At 72.3% G+C, this 18,908-nt stretch carries 18 protein-coding genes; 12 read left to right on the forward strand and 6 right to left on the reverse strand.

Going from position 1 to position 18,908, the window contains the following annotated elements; genetic code table 11:
* Positions 1-51: 51 nt before the first annotated feature.
* Positions 52-828 (reverse strand): amino acid ABC transporter ATP-binding protein, encoded by a 777-nt coding sequence (locus ACIP2X_RS29350; protein WP_401678392.1) that lies wholly within the window; start codon positions 826-828, stop codon positions 52-54.
* A gap of 304 nt (positions 829-1,132) precedes the next feature.
* Between ACIP2X_RS29350 and ACIP2X_RS29355 the strand changes: the two genes are divergently transcribed.
* Together ACIP2X_RS29355 and ACIP2X_RS29360 are read left to right on the forward strand one after the other, a co-directional pair.
* Entirely contained in the window at positions 1,133-1,819 is a 687-nt protein-coding gene (locus ACIP2X_RS29355; RefSeq protein ID WP_401678395.1) for a response regulator transcription factor, read from the forward strand.
* Between the two features lie 9 nt (positions 1,820-1,828).
* Positions 1,829-3,235, forward strand: a complete 1,407-nt coding sequence (locus tag ACIP2X_RS29360; protein ID WP_401678398.1) for an ATP-binding protein — start codon at positions 1,829-1,831, stop codon at positions 3,233-3,235.
* Here the strand turns inward: ACIP2X_RS29360 and ACIP2X_RS29365 are convergent.
* Entirely contained in the window at positions 3,225-4,220 is a 996-nt protein-coding gene (locus ACIP2X_RS29365; RefSeq protein WP_401678401.1) for a TAXI family TRAP transporter solute-binding subunit, read from the reverse strand. The genes ACIP2X_RS29360 and ACIP2X_RS29365 overlap by 11 nt on opposite strands.
* An 85-nt stretch (positions 4,221-4,305) precedes the next feature.
* Here ACIP2X_RS29365 and ACIP2X_RS29370 point away from each other — a divergent pair, with 85 nt between their 5' ends.
* Positions 4,306-4,710, forward strand: coding sequence for a MazG nucleotide pyrophosphohydrolase domain-containing protein (locus tag ACIP2X_RS29370; RefSeq protein ID WP_401678404.1), 405 nt, complete (start codon positions 4,306-4,308; stop codon positions 4,708-4,710).
* Between the two features lie 59 nt (positions 4,711-4,769).
* Here ACIP2X_RS29370 and ACIP2X_RS29375 read toward each other — a convergent pair whose 3' ends face one another.
* The gene (locus tag ACIP2X_RS29375; RefSeq protein ID WP_401678406.1) at positions 4,770-6,008 is read right to left on the reverse strand and encodes a cation:proton antiporter; all 1,239 of its coding nucleotides are present in this window, start codon (positions 6,006-6,008) and stop codon (positions 4,770-4,772) included.
* A gap of 4 nt (positions 6,009-6,012) precedes the next feature.
* Positions 6,013-6,498, reverse strand: a complete 486-nt coding sequence (locus ACIP2X_RS29380) for a cation:proton antiporter regulatory subunit (protein WP_401678409.1) — start codon at positions 6,496-6,498, stop codon at positions 6,013-6,015.
* A 349-nt stretch (positions 6,499-6,847) separates the two neighbouring features.
* Here ACIP2X_RS29380 and ACIP2X_RS29385 point away from each other — a divergent pair, with 349 nt between their 5' ends.
* The 4 genes from ACIP2X_RS29385 to ACIP2X_RS29400 all read left to right on the forward strand — a co-directional run bounded on the left by ACIP2X_RS29385 (position 6,848) and on the right by ACIP2X_RS29400 (position 11,012).
* Positions 6,848-7,795 carry a sensor histidine kinase gene (locus ACIP2X_RS29385; RefSeq protein WP_401678412.1) on the forward strand — a complete coding sequence of 316 codons (948 nt, stop codon included), beginning with the start codon at positions 6,848-6,850 and terminating at the stop codon, positions 7,793-7,795.
* Positions 7,796-7,874: 79 nt separating this feature from the next.
* The gene (locus tag ACIP2X_RS29390; protein WP_401678415.1) at positions 7,875-8,510 is read left to right on the forward strand and encodes a DUF998 domain-containing protein; all 636 of its coding nucleotides are present in this window, start codon (positions 7,875-7,877) and stop codon (positions 8,508-8,510) included.
* 107 nt (positions 8,511-8,617) lie between these two features.
* Positions 8,618-10,147, forward strand: a complete 1,530-nt coding sequence (miaB, locus tag ACIP2X_RS29395; protein WP_401678417.1) for a tRNA (N6-isopentenyl adenosine(37)-C2)-methylthiotransferase MiaB — start codon at positions 8,618-8,620, stop codon at positions 10,145-10,147.
* Positions 10,148-10,283: 136 nt separating this feature from the next.
* Positions 10,284-11,012, forward strand: a complete 729-nt coding sequence (locus tag ACIP2X_RS29400; protein WP_401678420.1) for a class III extradiol dioxygenase subunit B-like domain-containing protein — start codon at positions 10,284-10,286, stop codon at positions 11,010-11,012.
* Between the two features lie 96 nt (positions 11,013-11,108).
* On the opposite strand, the gene ACIP2X_RS29405 is transcribed toward ACIP2X_RS29400, so the two are convergent.
* Together ACIP2X_RS29405 and ACIP2X_RS29410 are read right to left on the reverse strand one after the other, a co-directional pair.
* Complete coding sequence (locus ACIP2X_RS29405; protein ID WP_401678423.1) at positions 11,109-11,378, reverse strand: antitoxin; 270 nt, start codon at positions 11,376-11,378, stop codon at positions 11,109-11,111.
* Positions 11,379-11,403: 25 nt separating this feature from the next.
* Positions 11,404-11,703: a hypothetical protein gene (locus ACIP2X_RS29410; RefSeq protein WP_401678426.1), complete on the reverse strand. Its 300-nt coding sequence runs from the start codon at positions 11,701-11,703 to the stop codon at positions 11,404-11,406.
* A gap of 217 nt (positions 11,704-11,920) precedes the next feature.
* On the opposite strand from ACIP2X_RS29410, the gene miaA reads away from it, so the two are divergent.
* From miaA to ACIP2X_RS29435, 5 genes are all read left to right on the forward strand, one after another.
* Complete coding sequence (gene miaA / locus ACIP2X_RS29415) at positions 11,921-12,859, forward strand: tRNA (adenosine(37)-N6)-dimethylallyltransferase MiaA (RefSeq protein WP_401678429.1); 939 nt, start codon at positions 11,921-11,923, stop codon at positions 12,857-12,859.
* 108 nt (positions 12,860-12,967) lie between these two features.
* Positions 12,968-13,684: a hypothetical protein gene (locus ACIP2X_RS29420; RefSeq protein ID WP_401679225.1), complete on the forward strand. Its 717-nt coding sequence runs from the start codon at positions 12,968-12,970 to the stop codon at positions 13,682-13,684.
* Positions 13,685-13,746: 62 nt separating this feature from the next.
* Positions 13,747-14,616: a diaminopimelate epimerase gene (gene dapF, locus ACIP2X_RS29425; RefSeq protein WP_401678432.1), complete on the forward strand. Its 870-nt coding sequence runs from the start codon at positions 13,747-13,749 to the stop codon at positions 14,614-14,616.
* Positions 14,617-14,932: 316 nt separating this feature from the next.
* Positions 14,933-17,095 (forward strand): RelA/SpoT family protein, encoded by a 2,163-nt coding sequence (locus tag ACIP2X_RS29430; RefSeq protein WP_401678435.1) that lies wholly within the window; start codon positions 14,933-14,935, stop codon positions 17,093-17,095.
* Positions 17,096-17,264: 169 nt separating this feature from the next.
* Complete coding sequence (locus ACIP2X_RS29435) at positions 17,265-18,851, forward strand: M1 family metallopeptidase (RefSeq protein ID WP_401678438.1); 1,587 nt, start codon at positions 17,265-17,267, stop codon at positions 18,849-18,851.
* The last annotated feature ends 57 nt before the right edge of the window (positions 18,852-18,908 follow it).

The following is an 18,908-nucleotide window of genomic DNA, read 5'->3' on the forward strand; positions in this document are numbered from 1 at the left end:
GCTGGAATCGCGGCTCGTCGCGAAAGTGCGAAAAGGCGCGACGAGTGACGGTCAGTGGTGGAGGATCTTCGACAGGAAGTCCTTGGCGCGGTCACTGCGCGGGTTGCTGAAGAACTGGTCCGGCACCGCCTCTTCGACGATGCGGCCGTCCGCCATGAACACCACGCGGTTCGCCGCGGATCGGGCGAAGCCCATCTCGTGCGTCACGACGATCATGGTCATGCCGTCGCGGGCGAGCTGCTGCATGACCTCCAGCACCTCGTTGATCATCTCCGGGTCGAGGGCCGAGGTCGGCTCGTCGAAGAGCATCACCTTCGGGTCCATGGCCAGCGCCCGCGCGATCGCGACGCGCTGCTGCTGGCCACCGGAGAGCTGTGCGGGGTACTTGTCCGCCTGCGAGGCCACGCCGACGCGGTCGAGCAGGGCCCGGGCCTTGGCCTCGGCCTGCTGCTTGTCGGTCCTGCGGACCTTGATCTGGCCCAGCATCACGTTCTCGAGCACGGTCTTGTGCGCGAAGAGGTTGAACGACTGGAAAACCATGCCGACATCGGCGCGCAGCCGCGCCAGCGCCTTGCCCTCCGCGGGCAGCGGCTTGCCGTCGATGGCGATCGAGCCGGAGTCGATCGTCTCCAGCCGGTTGATGGTGCGGCACAAGGTGGACTTTCCGGACCCGGAGGGTCCGATGACCACGACGACCTCGCCGCGTGCGATCGTCAGATCGATGTCCTGGAGTACGTGCAACGCGCCGAAGTGCTTGTTGACGCTCTTCAGGACGACCAGTTCGCCGGTCGCGGCCACATCTTCCTTGGCCACCGATACTTCGGTCATCGCTCTCGGGCTCCGTCCTCCTCGGTTTCGGAGGACAGTAGCTACCCTTTGCGACCTGCGTCATTACATCTGAGGCGAATTTGAGTATCACGATCCGGTAGCAGCTGGACACGGGTGGTAGTACGGAGGCCCGAGCGCGTATCGGCCGGATAACGGAAGGCCCGCGCAACCGGAACCCTCTTGACGCCGTCCTCTTCCATCAGCGTGACTGCCTTGGTGCACGCGCGCGCGTGCACACCTTTTTGTGCCCAGCGACCTGTGTACCCGCCGAGTCCGTACCGCCGATGAACCGAAGGAGGCCGGGATGAGACTGCTCCTCGTCGAGGACGACAACCACGTCGCCGCCGCCCTGTCCGCGGTTCTCGCGCGGCACGGGTTCGACGTCACGCACGCGCGCAGCGGCGAGGAGGCCCTGCAGGCGCTGGTCCCGGAAGGCGCGGGCTTCGGCGTCGTCCTGCTCGACCTCGGCCTGCCGGACCAGGACGGCTACGAGGTGTGCAGCAAGATACGCAAGCGCACCAGCATCCCGGTGATCATGGTCACCGCGCGTTCCGACGTCCGCTCCCGCATACACGGCCTCAACCTCGGCGCCGACGACTACGTCGTGAAGCCGTACGACACGGGGGAACTGCTCGCCCGGATCCACGCCGTCAGCCGGCGCACCGTCCACGAGGACCCCGCGTCCGGCGGGGAGAGCGCGCTGCTCCTGGGCGCAGTACGTATCGAACTGCACACCCGGCAGGTCACGGTGGACGGATCGGCCGTCCAGCTGACCCGCAAGGAGTTCGATCTGCTCGCCCTGCTCGCGCAGCGCCCCGGGGTGGTGTTCCGGCGGGAGCAGATCATCAGTGAGGTGTGGCGCACCAGCTGGGAGGGGACCGGACGCACCCTGGAGGTGCATGTCGCGTCCCTGCGCGCCAAGCTGCGCATGCCCGCCCTGATCGAGACCGTGCGCGGCGTCGGCTACCGGCTCGTCGCCCCGGCCACCTAGCGGGGCAGGGTGCACACACGTCTGCTGCCGCTGCTCATCGTCCTGATGGCGGCCGTACTGCTGGCGCTCGGCGTCCCGCTGGCCGTCAGCGTGGCCGCCGCCCAGCAGCAGAAGGTGGTCGTCGACCGCATCGACGACACGGCGTTCTTCGCGGCCCTCGCCCAGTTCGTCACCGCCTCGCCCACCGGATCCCGCCGCACCGAGCCGGACGAGCGCCTGGAGACGCTCAGCCGCGAACTCGACAGCTACTACGAGGTCTACGGCATCCGCGTCGGCGTCTTCTACGCCGACGACACCCCGATGGCTCATGCGCCGGCGGAGTGGTTCCTCCCCCGGGAGGGCGAGGTGCGCGCAGCCGTCGACGAGGCTCTGCTGAGCCGCCGCAGCGACGACCCGAAACAGGTGTGGCCCTGGCAGGACGGGCGCCTCGTCGTGGCCTCACCGGTCATCCGGGACGGCGACGTCGTCGCGGCCGTGGTCACCGACTCGCCCACGGACCAGATGCGTTCGAAGATCATGTACGGCTGGCTGGTCATCGCCGCGGGGGAGACGGCCGCCATGCTGCTCGCCGTCGGCGCCGCGCTGCGCCTGACCGGCTGGGTGCTGCGACCCGTTCGCGTCCTGGACGCCACCACGCACGAGATCGCGACCGGACGGCTCAAGTCCCGGGTCGCGGTGGCCAGCGGACCCCCGGAACTGCGACGCCTGGCCCGGTCGTTCAACGAGATGGTGGACAACGTCGAGGACGTGCTGGAGCAGCAGCGCGCCTTCGTCGCCGACGCCTCGCACCAGTTGCGCAACCCGCTCGCCGCGCTGCTGTTGCGCATCGAGCTGCTCGCCCTGGAACTGCCCGAGGGCAACGAGGAGATCGCCTCGGTCCAGGCCGAGGGCAAGCGCCTGGCCCGGGTGCTGGACGACCTGCTCGACCTGGCGCTCGCCGAACACGCCGGGGCCGACCTCCGGCTCACCGACGTGGGCGCGCTGACCGCCGAGCGGGTCGCCGCATGGTCACCGACCGCCGAGGCCAAGGGCGTACGGCTGGTGGCGGACTGCCCGGCGACGACGGCCTGGGCCGACCCGGTGACCCTGTCCAGCGCGCTGGACGCGGTGATCGACAACGCGGTGAAGTTCACGCCCGAGGGCGAGTGCGTGCAGGTCACCGTCGCCTCCAACGGCGCCACCTCCACCGTGGTGGTCGCCGACCGGGGTCCCGGCCTGACCGACGAGGAGCTGACCCGGGTCGGTGACCGCTTCTGGCGCAGCGGACGGCACCAGAACGTGAAGGGTTCGGGGCTCGGGCTGTCCATCACGCGCGCGCTGCTCGCGGCGGCCGACGGCTCGATCGCCTACGAGCACCACGCGCCGCACGGGCTGAAGGTGACGCTGACCGTGCCCCGCAACAGCCCTACGGCTTGACGGACCGGTAGTAGCGCCGGGCGCCGTCGTGCAGGGGAAGCGGGTCGGTGTAGATGGCGGTGCGCAGATCGACCAGCTGGGCGGAGTGGACGTGCGCCCCGATCTCGTCACGGCTCTTGATCACCGTGCGGGTCACCCACTCGGTGAGCTCGGGATCCATGTCCTTGCGGGTGATCAGCACGTTCGACACCGCCATCGTCGGCACGGTGCCGCCACCGCGGGCCCCGTAGGCCGACTCGGGCAGGTTGGTCGCGCGGTAGTGGTGGGTCGCCGGGCCCTGCCGGTGCAGTGCGGAGACGAAGTCCGCGTCGATCGGCACGAAGCGGAACTTGAACTTCTTGGCCAGCTGGAGCAGCCCGTCCGTGGGCAGCCCGCCGGACCAGAAGAACGCCTCGATCTCGCCCCGCCTGAGCCGGGCCGGGCCGGTGTCTATCCCGTCGGACAGCGGCGTGATGTCCTCCCGCGCGTCGATGCCCGCCGCCTTCAGGACCCGGGTCGCGATCAGCCGCACGCCCGAGTGGGGCAGCCCTATGGCGACCCGCCTGCCGCGCAGGTCCTCGACCGACTGGACGTCCGAGTCGCGCGGGACGACCAGGTGCACGTAGTCGTCGTACAGCCGTGCGACGCCGCGCAGCCGGTCCGCGCCCGGCCCCTTGTTCAGCTCGTACGTCTCCACCGCGTCGGCCGCCGCGATGGTGAAGTCGGCCTCGCCGGTCGCCACGCGCGCGACGTTCTCCTGGGAGCCGTCACTGGTCAGCAGCCGCACCTTGAGGTTCGGCATGTCCCGGGACAACTCGGTGCGCAGCAGGGTGCCGTACTCCTGGTAGACACCGCGCGGGGTGCCGGTGCTGAACGTGATCGAGCCCTTCGGCGGCTCCTCGCCCAGCGGCAGCAGCCACCACAGCAGCAGGCCGAGGGCGACGGCACCGGCTGCCGTGCTCTGCAGGGCACGGCGGGTGCCGATACGGGGGAGCGCTCTGGACATGCGCGCGATCCTGCCAGTCCGTACGGCTGCTGACCAGGGCGGGAATCACAGGGGGCTGTCAGTGGGGGCGGCTAGGGTTCCCGGTATGAGTTCCTCGCCCGCCGACCTGGTCCGTGCGTTCCACCTCGCCTTCGGTCTGGACGCCCGCAGCGTTCCGAGCGAGGTGTCGCCGAGGCTTGCGGGCCACCGGGGCGAGTTGCTGGCCGAGGAGGCCGCGGAGGTCGCCGAGGTGTCGGTGACGGGCCCCCTCGACAAGCTGGCGCACGAACTGGCCGACGTCGTCTATGTGGCGTACGGCACGGCCCTGGTGCACGGCATCGACCTCGACGCGGTGATCGCCGAGATCCACCGCTCCAACATGACCAAGCTGGGCCCCGACGGCCAGGTGATGCGGCGGGCGGACGGCAAGGTGCTGAAGGGGGAGCACTACGAGGCTCCGGACGTGGCGGCGGTGCTGCGCCGGCAGGGGTGGCGGCCGGACGGGGTGTGAAGCGGTTGTCCCGGTAGTGGGCGACCCCGCCCGACCTGCCTCGTGTGTGCGGGGGCGTCTCAGTCGCCTACCGGCGCCTCCGTCACCGGTGCCTCCGCCCGGGCGTCCTCCTCGCGTCGGACCGGTCCGGACGACTTCTTGGAGCGGTGGCGCATCCAGCGCATCGCGATCGGCTCGGTGTAACGGGCCGTGAGAGGGCCGATGATGACGAGGATCAGGACGTACGCGGTGGCCAAGGGGCCCAGGGACGGTTCGATGCCCGCCGTCACCGCCAGGCCCGCGATCACGATCGAGAACTCGCCGCGAGCCACCAGCGCCCCGCCCGTACGCCAGCGGCCCTTGAGGGAGATCCCGGCGCGCCGCGCCGCCCAGTAGCCGGTGGCGATCTTGGTGAGGGCGGTGACGAAGGCCAGGCCGAGGGCGGGCAGCAGGACCGGCGGGATGCTCGCCGGGTCGGTGTGCAGACCGAAGAAGACGAAGAACACCGCGGCGAACAGGTCACGCAAGGGGCTCAGCAGCGTGTGCGCGCCCTCCGCGACCTCCCCCGACAGCGCGATGCCGACCAGGAACGCGCCCACCGCCGCCGACACCTGGAGCTGCTGGGCGATGCCCGCGACCAGGATGGTCAGCCCGAGGACGACCAGCAGCAGCTTCTCCGGGTCGTCGCTGGAGACGAACCGCGAGATGACCCGGCCGTAGCGGACCGCCGCGAAGAGGACGAGGCCCGCCACGCCCAGGGCGATCGCCAGCGTCACGCTGCCCGCCGCCAGGCTGACCCCCGCGAGCAGCGCGGTGATGATGGGCAGGTACACGGCCATCGCGAGGTCCTCCAGGACCAGCACGCTGAGGATCACGGGTGTCTCGCGGTTGCCGATCCGGCCCAGTTCGCCGAGTACCTTCGCGATGACACCGGAGGACGAGATCCAGGTGACGCCGGCCAGGACCACGGCGGCCACCGGGCCCCAGCCGAGGAGCAGCGCGACGGCCGCGCCCGGCAGCGCGTTGAGCGCGCAGTCGACCAGGCCCGCCGGGTAGTGGGCCTTGAGGTTGGTGACGAGGTCGCTGGCCGTGTACTCCAGTCCGAGCATGAGCAGCAGCAGGATGACGCCGATCTCGGCGCCGATGGCGACGAACTCCTCGCTCGCGCCGAGGGGCAGCAGACCGCCCTCGCCGAAGGCCAGTCCGGCGAGCAGATAGAGGGGAATGGGGGAGAAGCCCAGCCGGCCGGCCATCCGGCCGAGCAGGCCGAGGCCGAGGAGGATCGAACCGAACTCGATCAGCAGAACAGCGGAGTGCACCGGCTCACTCCCGCCCGAGTATCGCCGCGGCGGCGTCGACGCCCTCGCGGGTGCCGATGACGATCAGTGTGTCGCCGCCCGCGAGCCGGAAGTCGGGGGTCGGGGACGGAATGGCCTCGGCCCGCCGCAGCACGGCCACGACGGACGCGCCGGTCTCGGTCCGCAGCCGGGTGTCGCCGAGCACGCGGCCGTTCCAGCGCGAGGTCGCGCCCACCTCGATCCGCTCGGCGACCAGGCCGAGGTCGGTGGTGGAGAGCAGGTTGTTGCTGTGGTGCGAGGGCTGCAGCGCGTCGATCAGCGCGCCGGCCTCGGCGGTGGTCAGGTGCAGCGACTGGGCGCAGGAGTCGGGGTCGTCGGTCCGGTAGACGTTGACCGTCCGGGTGCCGTCGCGGTGGGCAACCACGGACAGGTGGCGGTGTTCCCGGGTGACGAGGTCGTACTGGACCCCGATGCCCGGCAGCGGCGTCGCCCTGAGGCGTGGAGCGGACACGATGGTTCCCCTTGCTGATCGTCGTGCGGATGCCGTGTGGTGTCGTACGGATGCGTGGATGCCGTGCGGTGTCGTACGCATGCCGTGTCGTGCGCATGCCGTGTGGTGCGGTGCGGTGCAGTGCAGGGCAGTGCACGGTGCCGTGCGGAAAGCGGTGCTGATCCCGGTGGCGCCGGAAGCGCTGCCTGCCTGCCGACGGTCGCGCGGAGGCCGTCGGCCCCGCCATGCTGCCATCCGCCCGTACCGTGGCGACATGGGTGTCAGCACGGATGGACAGCGGCGGCGGGGAGCGGAGAGGCTGGTCAGGGCGGTGCTGTCGGCCAGGGCAGGGAGAGGAGTCGGTACAGGCGTGTCGTTGTTCTGGCGGATCTTCTCCCTGAACGCCCTCGGCCTGCTCGTGGCCACCGCCCTGCTGCTCGGCCCGGTCACGGTGTCGACCCCGGTGCTGCCGGGCGAGGCGCTGGTCGTCGTCTGCGGCCTCGCGGCGCTGCTCGCGGTCAACGCCGCCGTCCTGCGCGTGGGTCTGGCCCCGCTGGGCCGTCTGGGCCGGGCCATGGCCACCGCGGATCTGCTGCGGCCCGGCGCCCGTGCCGAGGTCTCCGGGCCGGTGGAGACCGCGGTGCTCATCACGACGTACAACACGATGCTGGACCGGCTGGAGACCGAACGCGCCGCCAGCGCGGCACGCGCCCTCTCCGCGCAGGAGCGGGAACGCCATCGCATCGCGCGCGAGCTCCACGACGAGGTCGGGCAGACCCTCACCGCCGTTCTGCTCCAGCTCAAGCGGGTCGCCGACCGCGCGCCACGGGAGTTGAGGGACGAGGTCGGCCAGGCGCAGGACGCGACCCGGGCCGGACTCGACGAGATCCGGCGTATCGCGCGCCGGCTGCGGCCCGGGGTGCTGGAGGAGCTGGGGCTGGCCAGTGCGCTGCGGGCGCTGGCCGGTGAGTTCACCGGCCATGGGCTGACGGTGCGCCACGACGTGCGGGGCGAGCTGCCCGCACTGGACCAGGAGACCGAACTGGTGGTCTACCGGGTGGCCCAGGAAGCGCTCACCAACACCGCGCGGCACTCCGGTGCCGACCGTGCGGAACTCCGGTTCGGACCGGTCGCGGGAGGCGTCGAGCTGTACGTCCGCGACAACGGCCGGGGTCTGGGAGAGGCGCCGGAAGGAGCCGGTATGGGCGGGATGCGGGAACGGGCGTTGCTGGTCGGGGCGGCGCTGACACTGGGGCGGGCACCGGGGCGGGGCGCGGAGGTACGGCTGCTCGTTCCCACGGCCGGCGGGGAACGGTGAGCTCACGTGGGGCGCGATCCGGGCAGGGCCGACCGCGTGTGTACCGGGAAGGCGCTGATCGGCGTTCTACCGTGTGCGGATGCGAACGGTTCCCAGGTGGGCCTTGGTCTCGTCGGGATGCCCGCCCGTCCTGCTGATCTCGGGCTGGACGGTCGCGGCACGGCTGGAGGGGCCGGCGTACGACCCCGTCACCCAGACGATCAGCGTCCTGGCGGCGTACGGGGCGGCGGGATTCTGGGTGATGACCGTCGCGATGCTCGCCCTCGGCGCCTGCCACCTGCTGACCGCCTGGGCACTGCGCGCGGCTGCGCTCGCCGGACGGCTGGCGCTGGCGGCCGGGGGAGTGGCGGCGCTCATGGTTGCGCTGCTCCCGACCCCGAGCAGCGGGGGTTCCTTGCGTCACGGGTCCGTCGCCACGTTGGCCTTCACGCTCCTCGCGGTGTGGCCGGTGCTGGCCACCGAGCGCGGCGGGGGCGCTCCGTGGGCCCTGCGCCCCGCACCCTGCGTCGCGGCCACCGCCGTGATGTGCGCCGGCGCGGCCTGGTTCCTGGTCGAGGCGAGCCGGCAGGGCTCCGCCGGAGCCGTCGAGCGCCTGGTGACCGGCTTCCAGTCGGTGTGGCCCTTCGTGGTCGTCGTGTCCTGCGTCCTCGCCTCCCCACCGGCGACACCGCCGTCGTCACCGCGGACACCACCCCTGCCGCCGTCCGGCGGGTGACGTCCCCGTTTGCCCGTGTGACCCTGCGACGGGGGCCCGTCCTGGACCGGGAGGGCGCCCTTCCAGGACGGGGACGCCCCCCTCGCGGGACCGCCTACCCTTGACGCATGACCAGCAGCAGCGACCGGAGCCCGGCAGTGGACGTTCAAGCACCCAAGAGCTACGAGATCCGCACCTACGGGTGCCAGATGAACGTCCACGACTCCGAGCGATTGGCCGGCCTGCTGGAGGACGCCGGTTACGTCCGCGCCCCGGAAGGGGCGGACGGCGAGGCGGACGTCGTCGTCTTCAACACCTGCGCGGTACGGGAGAACGCCGACAACCGGCTCTACGGCAACCTCGGCCACCTCGCGCCGAAGAAGGCCCAGCGGCCCGGCATGCAGATCGCCGTCGGCGGCTGCCTCGCGCAGAAGGACCGCGACACCATCGTGAAGCGTGCGCCCTGGGTGGACGTCGTCTTCGGCACGCACAACATCGGCAAGCTGCCCGTCCTGCTGGAACGCGCGCGCGTGCAGGAAGAGGCCCAGGTCGAGATCGCCGAGTCGCTGGAGGCGTTCCCCTCGACGCTGCCGACGCGCCGCGAGAGCGCGTACGCGGCATGGGTGTCGATCTCGGTCGGCTGCAACAACACCTGCACCTTCTGCATCGTCCCGGCGCTGCGCGGCAAGGAGAAGGACCGCCGCCCCGGCGACATCCTCGCCGAGGTCGAGGCCCTGGTCGCCGAGGGCGTCTCCGAGATCACGCTGCTCGGCCAGAACGTCAACGCCTACGGCTCCGACATCGGTGACCGCGAGGCCTTCGGCAAGCTGCTGCGGGCCTGCGGCGGGATCGAGGGCCTGGAGCGCGTCCGCTTCACCTCGCCGCACCCGCGTGACTTCACGGACGACGTCATCGCCGCGATGGCGGAGACGCCGAACGCGATGCCGCAGCTGCACATGCCGCTCCAGTCCGGCTCGGACACGGTCCTGAAGGCCATGCGCCGCTCGTACCGCCAGGAGCGCTACCTCGGCATCATCGAGAAGGTCCGCGCCGCCATCCCGCACGCGGCGATCACCACGGACATCATCGTGGGCTTCCCCGGCGAGACCGAGGAGGACTTCGAGCAGACCCTGCACGTGGTGCGCGAGGCCCGATTCGCGCAGGCGTTCACGTTCCAGTACTCGAAGCGTCCCGGTACCCCGGCCGCCGAGATGGAGGGGCAGATCCCCAAGCAGGTCGTCCAGGCGCGCTACGAGCGTCTCGTCGCCCTCCAGGAGGAGATCTCCTGGGACGAGAACAAGAAGCAGGTCGGCCGCACCCTGGAGCTGATGGTCGCCGAGGGCGAGGGCCGCAAGGACGGCGCCACCCACCGCCTCTCGGGCCGCGCCCCCGACAACCGCCTGGTCCACTTCACCAAGCCGGACGAGGAGGTGCGCCCCGGCGACGTGGTCACGGTCGAGGTGACCTACGCCGCCCCGCACCACCTCCTCGCCGAGGGACCCGTCCTCGCCGTGCGCCGCACGCGCGCGGGCGACGCCTGGGAGAAGCGGAACACGGCGGAGGCCGCCAAGCCGGCGGGCGTGCTGCTGGGCCTGCCGTCGGTGGGCGTCCCGGAGCCGCTGCCGGTGGCCACGGGCGGCGGTTGCGCCCTCGACTGAGGCCGGGCCGACGTAGCGGGCGGCATCCGCGGGGTCGGCCTCCGCGGGGGCGGGCGCTTGAGCACGGGGGGCGGCGGAGCGGCTTCCGTGGATGACGTCCGCGGGGGCGACGACGGTGGGGGTTACGCTGCCGATCATGCTTGTCGCCGCCGCCGTGTGCCCCTGCCCGCCGCTCCTCGTCCCCGCGGTCGCCGCGGGTGCCGCTCCCGAGATGGACCTCGCCCGCACCGCGTGCACGGACGCGCTCGGCGTCCTCGCCGCCGCACGGCCCGACAGGCTGATCGTCGTCGGGCCCGCCCGCGAGGGCGGGACCGAGTCGTACCCGGAGGGCACGCACGGCTCGTTCCGCGGCTTCGGTGTCGACGTCGGCGTGCGGCTGGGCCGGGCCGGCGCGGCCGACGGTGCCGGGACGACCGTGCCGGCCACGCTGCCGCCCTCGCTCGCGGTCGCCGCGTGGCTGCTGGAGCGAACGGCCTGGGCGGACGCGCCGATCGAGGGGCTCGCCGTGGCGGAAGATCTCGCACCCGAGCGGTGCAGGGACATCGGCGGGGAGATCGCCGCCGGGGACGAGCGGGTCGCGCTGCTGGTGATGGGCGACGCGAGCGCGTGCCGCACGCTGAAGGCGCCGGGCTATCTCGACGAGCGGGCGGAGCCGTTCGACGCGGCGGTGGGCCGTGCGCTCGGGTCGGCGGACCTCGCGGCCCTGGCGGCGCTGGACGTGGAGCTCGCGCGTCAGCTCATGGTGTCGGGGCGTGCGCCGTGGCAGGTCCTCGCGGGCGCGGCCGAGGGCACGCTGCTCGGCGGGGCGCTGCTGTACGAGGACGCACCGTACGGAGTCGGGTACGTGGTGGCGTCCTGGTCGTAGGGCCCGATACGGCGGACGGCCGGGAGCGTGGTGCTCCGCGGCCGCCCGTCGGTCGTGCCGTATTACCGGTTACCGGTTCGCTGGTACGCGCTCGCCTCAGGAGGTCGGCGGCGGGCCGCTCGGCGGCGTGGTCGTACCGCCTCCCGTACCCCTGTCGTCCTTGTGCGCGAGCCGGTCCATGGCACCCTTCGCCTTGTCGGTGCCGTGGTGGATCTTGTCGCTGTACTTGCCCTTGGTCCGGTCGTCGACGGCCTTGGCGGCCTTGTCGATGCCGTGCTGGATCTTGCCCCCGTGCTGCTGCGCGAGGTCGGAGACCTTGCCCTTGGCCGGGCCCAGCCTGGCCTTCAGATTGTCCAAAAGACCCATGGGTTCACCTTCCCTCGCGGGACCGTCACGTGCGGGCGCCCTCGTCGGCCTCGCTGTCGGCCGCCTGGCCGGGCGACTGCTGCTGCGGGATCTCGACGGACTCCGGAGCGTCGCCCTCGCCGCCCGTCTTGGCCGCCGCGTCCGTCCCGGCCCCGGCTTCGGTCCCACCGGATGCCTTGGCCTCCGTGACCTCGTCCGTCGCCGGCCGGGCCGACGGCTGGTCGGTCCCCGCCTCGGCGGGCGACGTCTCGGCGGTCGACGTCTCCTCCGTGGTCTTCTCCTCCGTCGTCTTCGACTTGCGGAAAAGTCGCGCAAAAACGCCCATATCAACTCCATACGTTACTCGCGCGGGCAAAATCCCGCGTCGCCGTGGGGTCCCCCTGCCCGGGCGAGGCCGAGGAGGCCGGGAAGCGTCCGTGTGTCGCCCGGGTCGCCGCCCCGGTGAACCGGCGGCGCGAACCCCGCAACGGGCAACGACTCCGGGAAGCCTCCGTCACGTAACTCGTTCGAGAGCGGCCTCGAAGGTTTGCGAGACTGGTGCGGTGAGCAGCGCACTTCCCGCCCCCCGAGTCATCGCCGTCGTCGGACCGACCGCGGCCGGAAAGTCCGATCTGGGCGTCCACCTCGCCCAGCAGCTCGGTGGGGAGGTCGTCAACGCCGACTCCATGCAGCTCTACCAGGGGATGGACATCGGCACCGCCAAGCTGACGCCCGAGGAACGCGGCGGGGTCCCGCACCACCTCCTCGACATCTGGGACGTCACGGTCACGGCTTCCGTCGCCGAGTACCAGCGGCTGGCCCGCGAGCACATCGAGGGACTGCTGGCCGAGGGGCGCTGGCCGATCCTCGTCGGCGGCTCCGGCCTGTACATCCGCGGGGCGGTCGACAACCTGGAGTTCCCCGGCACCGACCCCGAGGTCAGGGCCCGGCTGGAGGAGGAGCTGACGCTGCGCGGCTCGGGAGCGCTGCACGCCCGACTGGCCGCCGCCGACCCCGACGCCGCGCGCGCGATCCTGCCGAGCAACGGCCGCCGTATCGTCCGGGCGCTCGAGGTGATCGAGATCACCGGGATGCCCTTCACGGCCAACCTGCCGGGTCACGACTCGGTGTACGACACCGTGCAGATCGGCGTCGACGTGGCGCGGCCCGAGCTCGACGAGCGCATCGCGCTGCGCGTCGACCGGATGTGGGAGTGCGGGCTCGTCGAGGAAGTGCGCGCACTGGAGGCGCGGGGCTTGCGCCAGGGGCGCACGGCGTCGCGCGCACTCGGCTACCAGCAGGTGCTCGCCGCGCTGGCCGGCGAGTGCACGGTGGAGGAGGCCCGGGCCGAGACCGTACGGGCCACCAAACGCTTCGCGCGCCGCCAGGATTCATGGTTCAGGCGCGACCCCCGGGTGCATTGGCTCAGTGGGGCCGCGGCGGATCGCGGGGAACTTCCACAGCGCGCCCTGGCGTTGGTCGAACGACCGGTCACAGCCTGATCACGTGATGGCATCGGGACGCCCCGGCCGTCATCCGGGCCTCCGGCGCCGTGCCATCATCGAGCTTCGATCGACCAAGTGGAGTCCTAGTTGGGAGGGCGCGTGGCGATGGAGGCCGGCCCTCGCAACACGGCACAAGCCGCCGAGCACGCCGCCACCGGGAGTGGTGAAGCGGAGCGCGACGACCACGGGCGTCCGGGCGTCGAGGTGGGGGGACTGACCGCGGGCGGGCATGTCCGTCCCGGCGCCGACCCGGACGGGCCGGCCGGCGCCCACGGGGACGATCCGCTCGGCATCGACGGTGAGGCACCCGGCTCCGGCGCCGAGGCCACCCCCGGACTCGGCGGTGAGAGCCCTCTCGCCTCGGACGAGGACGTCCGTCTCACTCCGGACGGCGACGTCCGCCTCGCCGGGGACGGGCTCGACGAGACGCCGGACGGTGTCAGCGACGACGGCCCCGAGCCGGACGAGCTGTTCGTGGGCGGTCCCGAGGTCGAGGTCGAGCTGCGCCCGCAGCGCCGCCTGCGCCTGTGGCAGCTCGCGCCGATCGTCGGCCTGGCCGCGGTGGGCTCCCTGATGTTCGCCTTCCCGCTCGCCTTCGACTTCGGCGACAGCGGCGCCGTGATCGCCATGCTGGGGCTGCTGATCTGCTCCTGCGCCGCCGGCTGGGGCATGATGGCCGCTCGCAAGGTCGGCCACACCTGGCCGGGGCTGCCGCAGCGCGGCTCCGGACGGCGACCGGACTGGCGGGTGGTGCTCGCGTACGTGGTCGTGGTGGCCGCGGTGGTGGTGCTCGCGGTCTGGCGGGTCGCGCGGCTGCGCTGAGCGGGCGCTCGACCGTGCCCCGGGCGCGACCGGGTGTCGTGGTCACCCCGTACGATCGAGGAATGAGCACGCGGATCGCCTTCCTCAAGGGGCACGGCACCGAGAACGACTTCGTGATCGTCCCGGACCCCGAGAACGCCCTCGACCTGGCGGCCACCGCCGTGGCCGCCCTGTGCGACCGCCGCGCGGGCGTCGGCGGCGACGGCCTGCTGCACGTCGTGCGGTCCGCGGCGCACCCCGAGGCCAAGGAGATGGCGGCCGAGGCGGAGTGGTTCATGGACTACCGCAACGGCGACGGCTCGATCGCGGAGATGTGCGGCAACGGCGTGCGCGTGTTCGCGCGCTACCTCCAGCGGGCCGGTCACGTGACCGAGGGTGACATCGCCGTCGCCACGCGCGGGGGCGTGAAGACCGTGCACCTCGCCAAGGACGGTGACGTGACCGTCGGCATGGGCAGCGCACGGCTCCCCGAGGGCGAGGTCACGGTGAGCGTGGGCGAGCGCAGCTGGCCCGCGCGGAACGTGAACATGGGCAACCCGCACGCCGTGGCGTTCGTGGACGACCTCACCGACGCCGGCGACCTGCTCTCCCCGCCGCCGTTCAGCCCGGCCGCCGCCTACCCGGACGGCGTGAACGTCGAATTCGTCGTCGACCGCGGCCCCCGGCACGTCGCCATGCGCGTGCACGAGCGCGGCTCCGGCGAGACCCGCTCCTGCGGCACCGGGGCGTGCGCCGTCGCCGTGGCGACCGCCCGCCGCGACGGCGCCGACCCCGCCGTCACCGGGACTCCGGTGACGTACACCGTCGACGTCCCCGGCGGACGCCTCGTCATCACCGAACAGCCGGACGGCGCGGTCGAGATGACGGGCCCGGCGGTGATCGTCGCCGAGGGCGAGATCGACATGGAGTGGCTCGCGGGCGCGACGGGCTGACGGGGCATCCGCTTCTCCGGGCCTTCGTGATCCGCTGACACCCCGCCAGGAAGCGGTCGCCGTACGGCGAATGGCCGCCGATCCTCCGCTCGGACGTTCGACACCTGGCAGCCCAGTTCATGCCGTGCCCGGCCATAAACATCCAAACCATCGCTCGAATGGGTGATCCGTTTCACGCTGGCCGAGAGGCGGTCAGGTGGGCGTGGTGGGCTCGATAGCATCAAGCACCGGCCCGGACGGGGGAGATGTCCGCCACCCCTGAGCCGTGTCCGCCATGGGGCACCCCGTCCGCCGGTCCACGCAGCCGGAGGTGCCCATGAGTGCGGAGGCCACGAACCCTGCGAGCCCAGGTGCCGTAGCGGGCCCGATGACAGGCCCCGTGCCCTCGCCGGCGCCCCGCAGAAGGTCGCTCCCGCGACTCGACCTGCGGCGCCTCGGCCGCGCCGCTCTGCTCGGGCCCGCCGCCCGCGACCGGTTGCCCGACGCGATCGGCCATGTCGTCGAGGCGCATCGCGCCCACCATCCCGACGCCGACCTCGAACCGCTGCGCCGCGCCTACCTCCTGGCCGAGTCCTCGCACCGCGGCCAGATGCGCAAGAGCGGTGAGCCCTACATCACGCACCCGCTCGCCGTCACCCTGATCCTCGCCGAACTCGGTGCCGAGACCACCACTTTGACGGCATCTCTGCTCCACGACACCGTCGAGGACACCGACGTGACCCTCGCTCAGGTGCGCGAGCAGTTCGGCGAGGAGGTGCGCTACCTCGTCGACGGCGTCACCAAACTCGAGAAGGTCGACTACGGTGCCGCCGCCGAACCCGAGACGTTCCGCAAGATGCTCGTCGCCACCGGCAGCGACGTCCGGGTGATGTCGATCAAACTCGCCGACCGGCTGCACAACATGCGCACCCTCGGCGTGATGCGTCCCGAGAAACAGGCCAGGATCGCCAAGGTCACCCGGGACGTCCTCATCCCGCTCGCCGAACGCCTCGGCGTCCAGGCCCTCAAGACCGAACTGGAGGACCTGGTCTTCGCGATCCTGCACCCCGAGGAGTACGAGCACACCCGCGCCCTGCTCGTCGAGAACGCCGCCCGCGGCGACGACCCGCTCGCCGAGATCGCCGCCGAGATGCGCACCGTGCTGAACGAGGCCGACATCGCCTCCGAAGTCCTCATCCGCCCCCGCCACTTCGTCTCCCTGCACCGCGTCTCCCGCAAACGCGGCCGGCTGCGCGGCTGCGACTTCGGCCGGCTGCTGGTGCTGGTGAACGAGGACGCGGACTGTTACGGCGTCCTCGGCGAACTGCACACCTGCATGAAGCCCGTGGTCTCGGAGTTCAAGGACTTCATCGCCGTACCGAAGTTCAACCTCTACCAGTCGCTGCACACCGCCCTCGCCCGCGCGGACGGCCAGGTCGCCGAGGTGCTCATCCGCACCCACCAGATGCACAAGGTCGCCGAGGCCGGCGTCATCGCGCTCGGCAACCCCTATGCGGCGCCCGCCTCCCCCGAGGACCCGGCCGACGGCGAGCGCGCCGACCCGACCCGCCCCGGCTGGCTCTCCCGCCTCCTCGAGTGGCAGCGGGCCGCACCCGACCCGGACACCTTCTGGTCCACCCTGCGCGAGGACCTCGCCCAGGACCGTGAGATCACCGTCTTCCGCCCCGACGGCGGCACCCTCGGACTGCCGGAGGGCGCCTCCTGCGTGGACGCCGCGTACGCCCAGTACGGCGAGGACGCGCACGCCTGCATCGGGGCCCGCGTCAACGGCCGCCTGGCGACGCTGAGCACCGTCCTGCGCGACGGCGACACGGTCCAGCTGCTCATGGGGCAGGACCCCGCTTCCGAGCCCTCCCGGGAGTGGCTGGACCACGCCCACACGCCGGCCGCCCGGATCGCCATCCAGCGGTGGCTGACCGCGCATCCCACACCCACGGACGCGGGCGGGACGGCGACGACGGAGACGAGCCGCGAGCCACGCGCCGACGAGACCGCCGTACGCCCCACGTCACCCGCGCCCGCCACGGTCGCGGCCGCGGTCGTCGACCGCCCGGGCGCGAGCGTCCGGCTCGCCCGCTGCTGCACCCCCGTACCGCCCGACGAGGTCACCGGCTTCGCCGTACGCGGCGGAGTCGTGACCGTCCACCGCGTCGGGTGCGCCGCGGTGGCGCGGATGAAGGGCACGGGACGTGCCGAGGTGGGCGTGAACTGGGGGGACGGCGCGGAGTGCCGGGTGACGCTGGTCGCCGAATCGTTCGGTCGCCCCCACCTCCTCGCGGACCTGACCGAGGCCATCGCCCTTCAGGGCGCCGAGATCGTCTCGGCCACCGTGGAACCCCCGACGCAGCAACGGGTCCGCCACACCTACACACTCCAACTGACCGACGCCGCCCACCTGCCCGGCCTGATGCGCGCGATGCGCAACGTGGCCGGTGTGTACGACGTGAGCCGGGCGCAGCACCCGGTGTCGACCTGGTGACCCGGGCCTGAACCGGGCATCAGCGTCCCGCGCGCACGCGGGACCCACTCGGTCCCCCTGCGCCGCCCCCGTCCGCACTGCGCGCCTTGGCCCCCACCCCGCACCCCGTTCGGGTGCGCCCGACGCGCGTCGCCGTGGCGCCGCAGGCGCGCGCTGATAGCCGTAGCCCATGCTGCTCACCCCCCGTGACAGGGCTCACCGGCCCGCCACCGACGGCGCCCGAGCCCGCACCCACCGCCCCAGGATCAACCGCCGGCTGAAGGCCGCCCTGACCGCCTCCGCCGCCTCCGTCTGTCTCGTCGCCGCGAGCGCCTCGCCCATCCCGCTGGGCGTCGGCGACCGCCTCTTCCCGTACCTCGGCAACCCGGGCTACGACGTGGCGGCCTACGACCTCTCCCTCACGTATCCCGGCAGCAACGACAAGCCGCTCCAGGGCGTCACCACCATCGACGCCCGCACCACCGCCCCCCTCTCGCGCGTCAACCTCGACTTCGCCCGCGGCAAGGTCTCCTCCGTGGAGATGGACGGTGAGCCGGTCTCCTTCGCCGCGGCGGGCGAGGACCTGGTGATCACGCCGGAGGAGTCGCTGCCCCAGGGGCAGCGGATGCGCATCACCGTGCGGCACACCAGCGACCCCGTGCCCGCAGGCGGCCGCGAGGGCGGCTGGGTCCGCACCTCCGACGGCCTGGCGATGGCCAACCAGGCCGACGCGGCCCACCTGGTGTTCCCCTGCAACGACCACCCCTCCGACAAGGCCGGCTTCACCTTCCGCATCACCGCCCCCGAGGGCTACACGGCCGTCGCCAACGGACTCCAGGCCGACGTACGCCGCGCCGGCACCGCGACCCAGTGGACGTACCGCACTCGGCACCCCATGGCCACCGAGCTCGCCCAGGTCTCGATCGGCCGCTCCACAGTGCTCCGCCGCACCGGGCCGCACGGGCTCCCGCTGCGGGACGTCGTTCCCACCCGGCACAAGGCCGCGCTCGAGCCGTGGCTCGCGAAGACGCCCGAGCAGATCTCCTGGATGGAGGGCAAGATCGGGCGGTACCCCCTGGAGACGTACGGCCTGCTCGTCGCGGACGCCTCCACCGGCTTCGAACTGGAGACGCAGACCCTCTCCCTCTTCGAGAGGGAGCTCTTCACCGACCGCGCGTTCCCCGAGTGGTACGTCGACTCGGTCATGGTCCACGAGCTGGCCCACCAGTGGTTCGGCAACAGCGTCAGCCCCCGCACCTGGTCCGACCTGTGGCTCAACGAGGGACACGCGACCTGGTACGAGGCGCTCTACGCGCAGGAGAAGTCCAACCGGTCCCTGGAGTCGCGGATGCGCGCCGCCTACGGCGCCTCCGACCGCTGGCGCGCCGCCGGCGGCCCGCCCGCCGCACCCAAGGTGCCCGAGTCCGACAGCCGCCTCGGCATCTTCCGCCCCAACGTCTACGACGGCGCCGCCCTGGTGCTGTACGCCCTGCGCCAGGAGATCGGGCAGCGGGTCTTCGAGGGCCTGGAGCGGGCCTGGGTGAGCCAGTACAGGGACGGCACGGCGACCACGGCCGACTTCGTCTCCCTCGCCTCCCAGCTGTCCGGACGCGACCTGGACAGCTTCTTCCAGGCCTGGCTGTACGGCGAGAAGACCCCGCCGATGCCCGGGCACCCCGACTGGAAGCCGGAGACGGCCCGCCGGACACCGGAGAAGCCGGCCACACCCGAGGTCAAGACGCCGAGGAAGGCTACGGCGGGGCACGGCGGGGAATAACACGGTGACGAGACGGGGCGTTGCGTGCGACCATTTTCAGGTCGGCGGCGCAGGCGA

This window comes from Streptomyces sp. NPDC089424 (genome assembly GCF_044749345.1).
Lineage (GTDB): Bacteria > Actinomycetota > Actinomycetes > Streptomycetales > Streptomycetaceae > Streptomyces.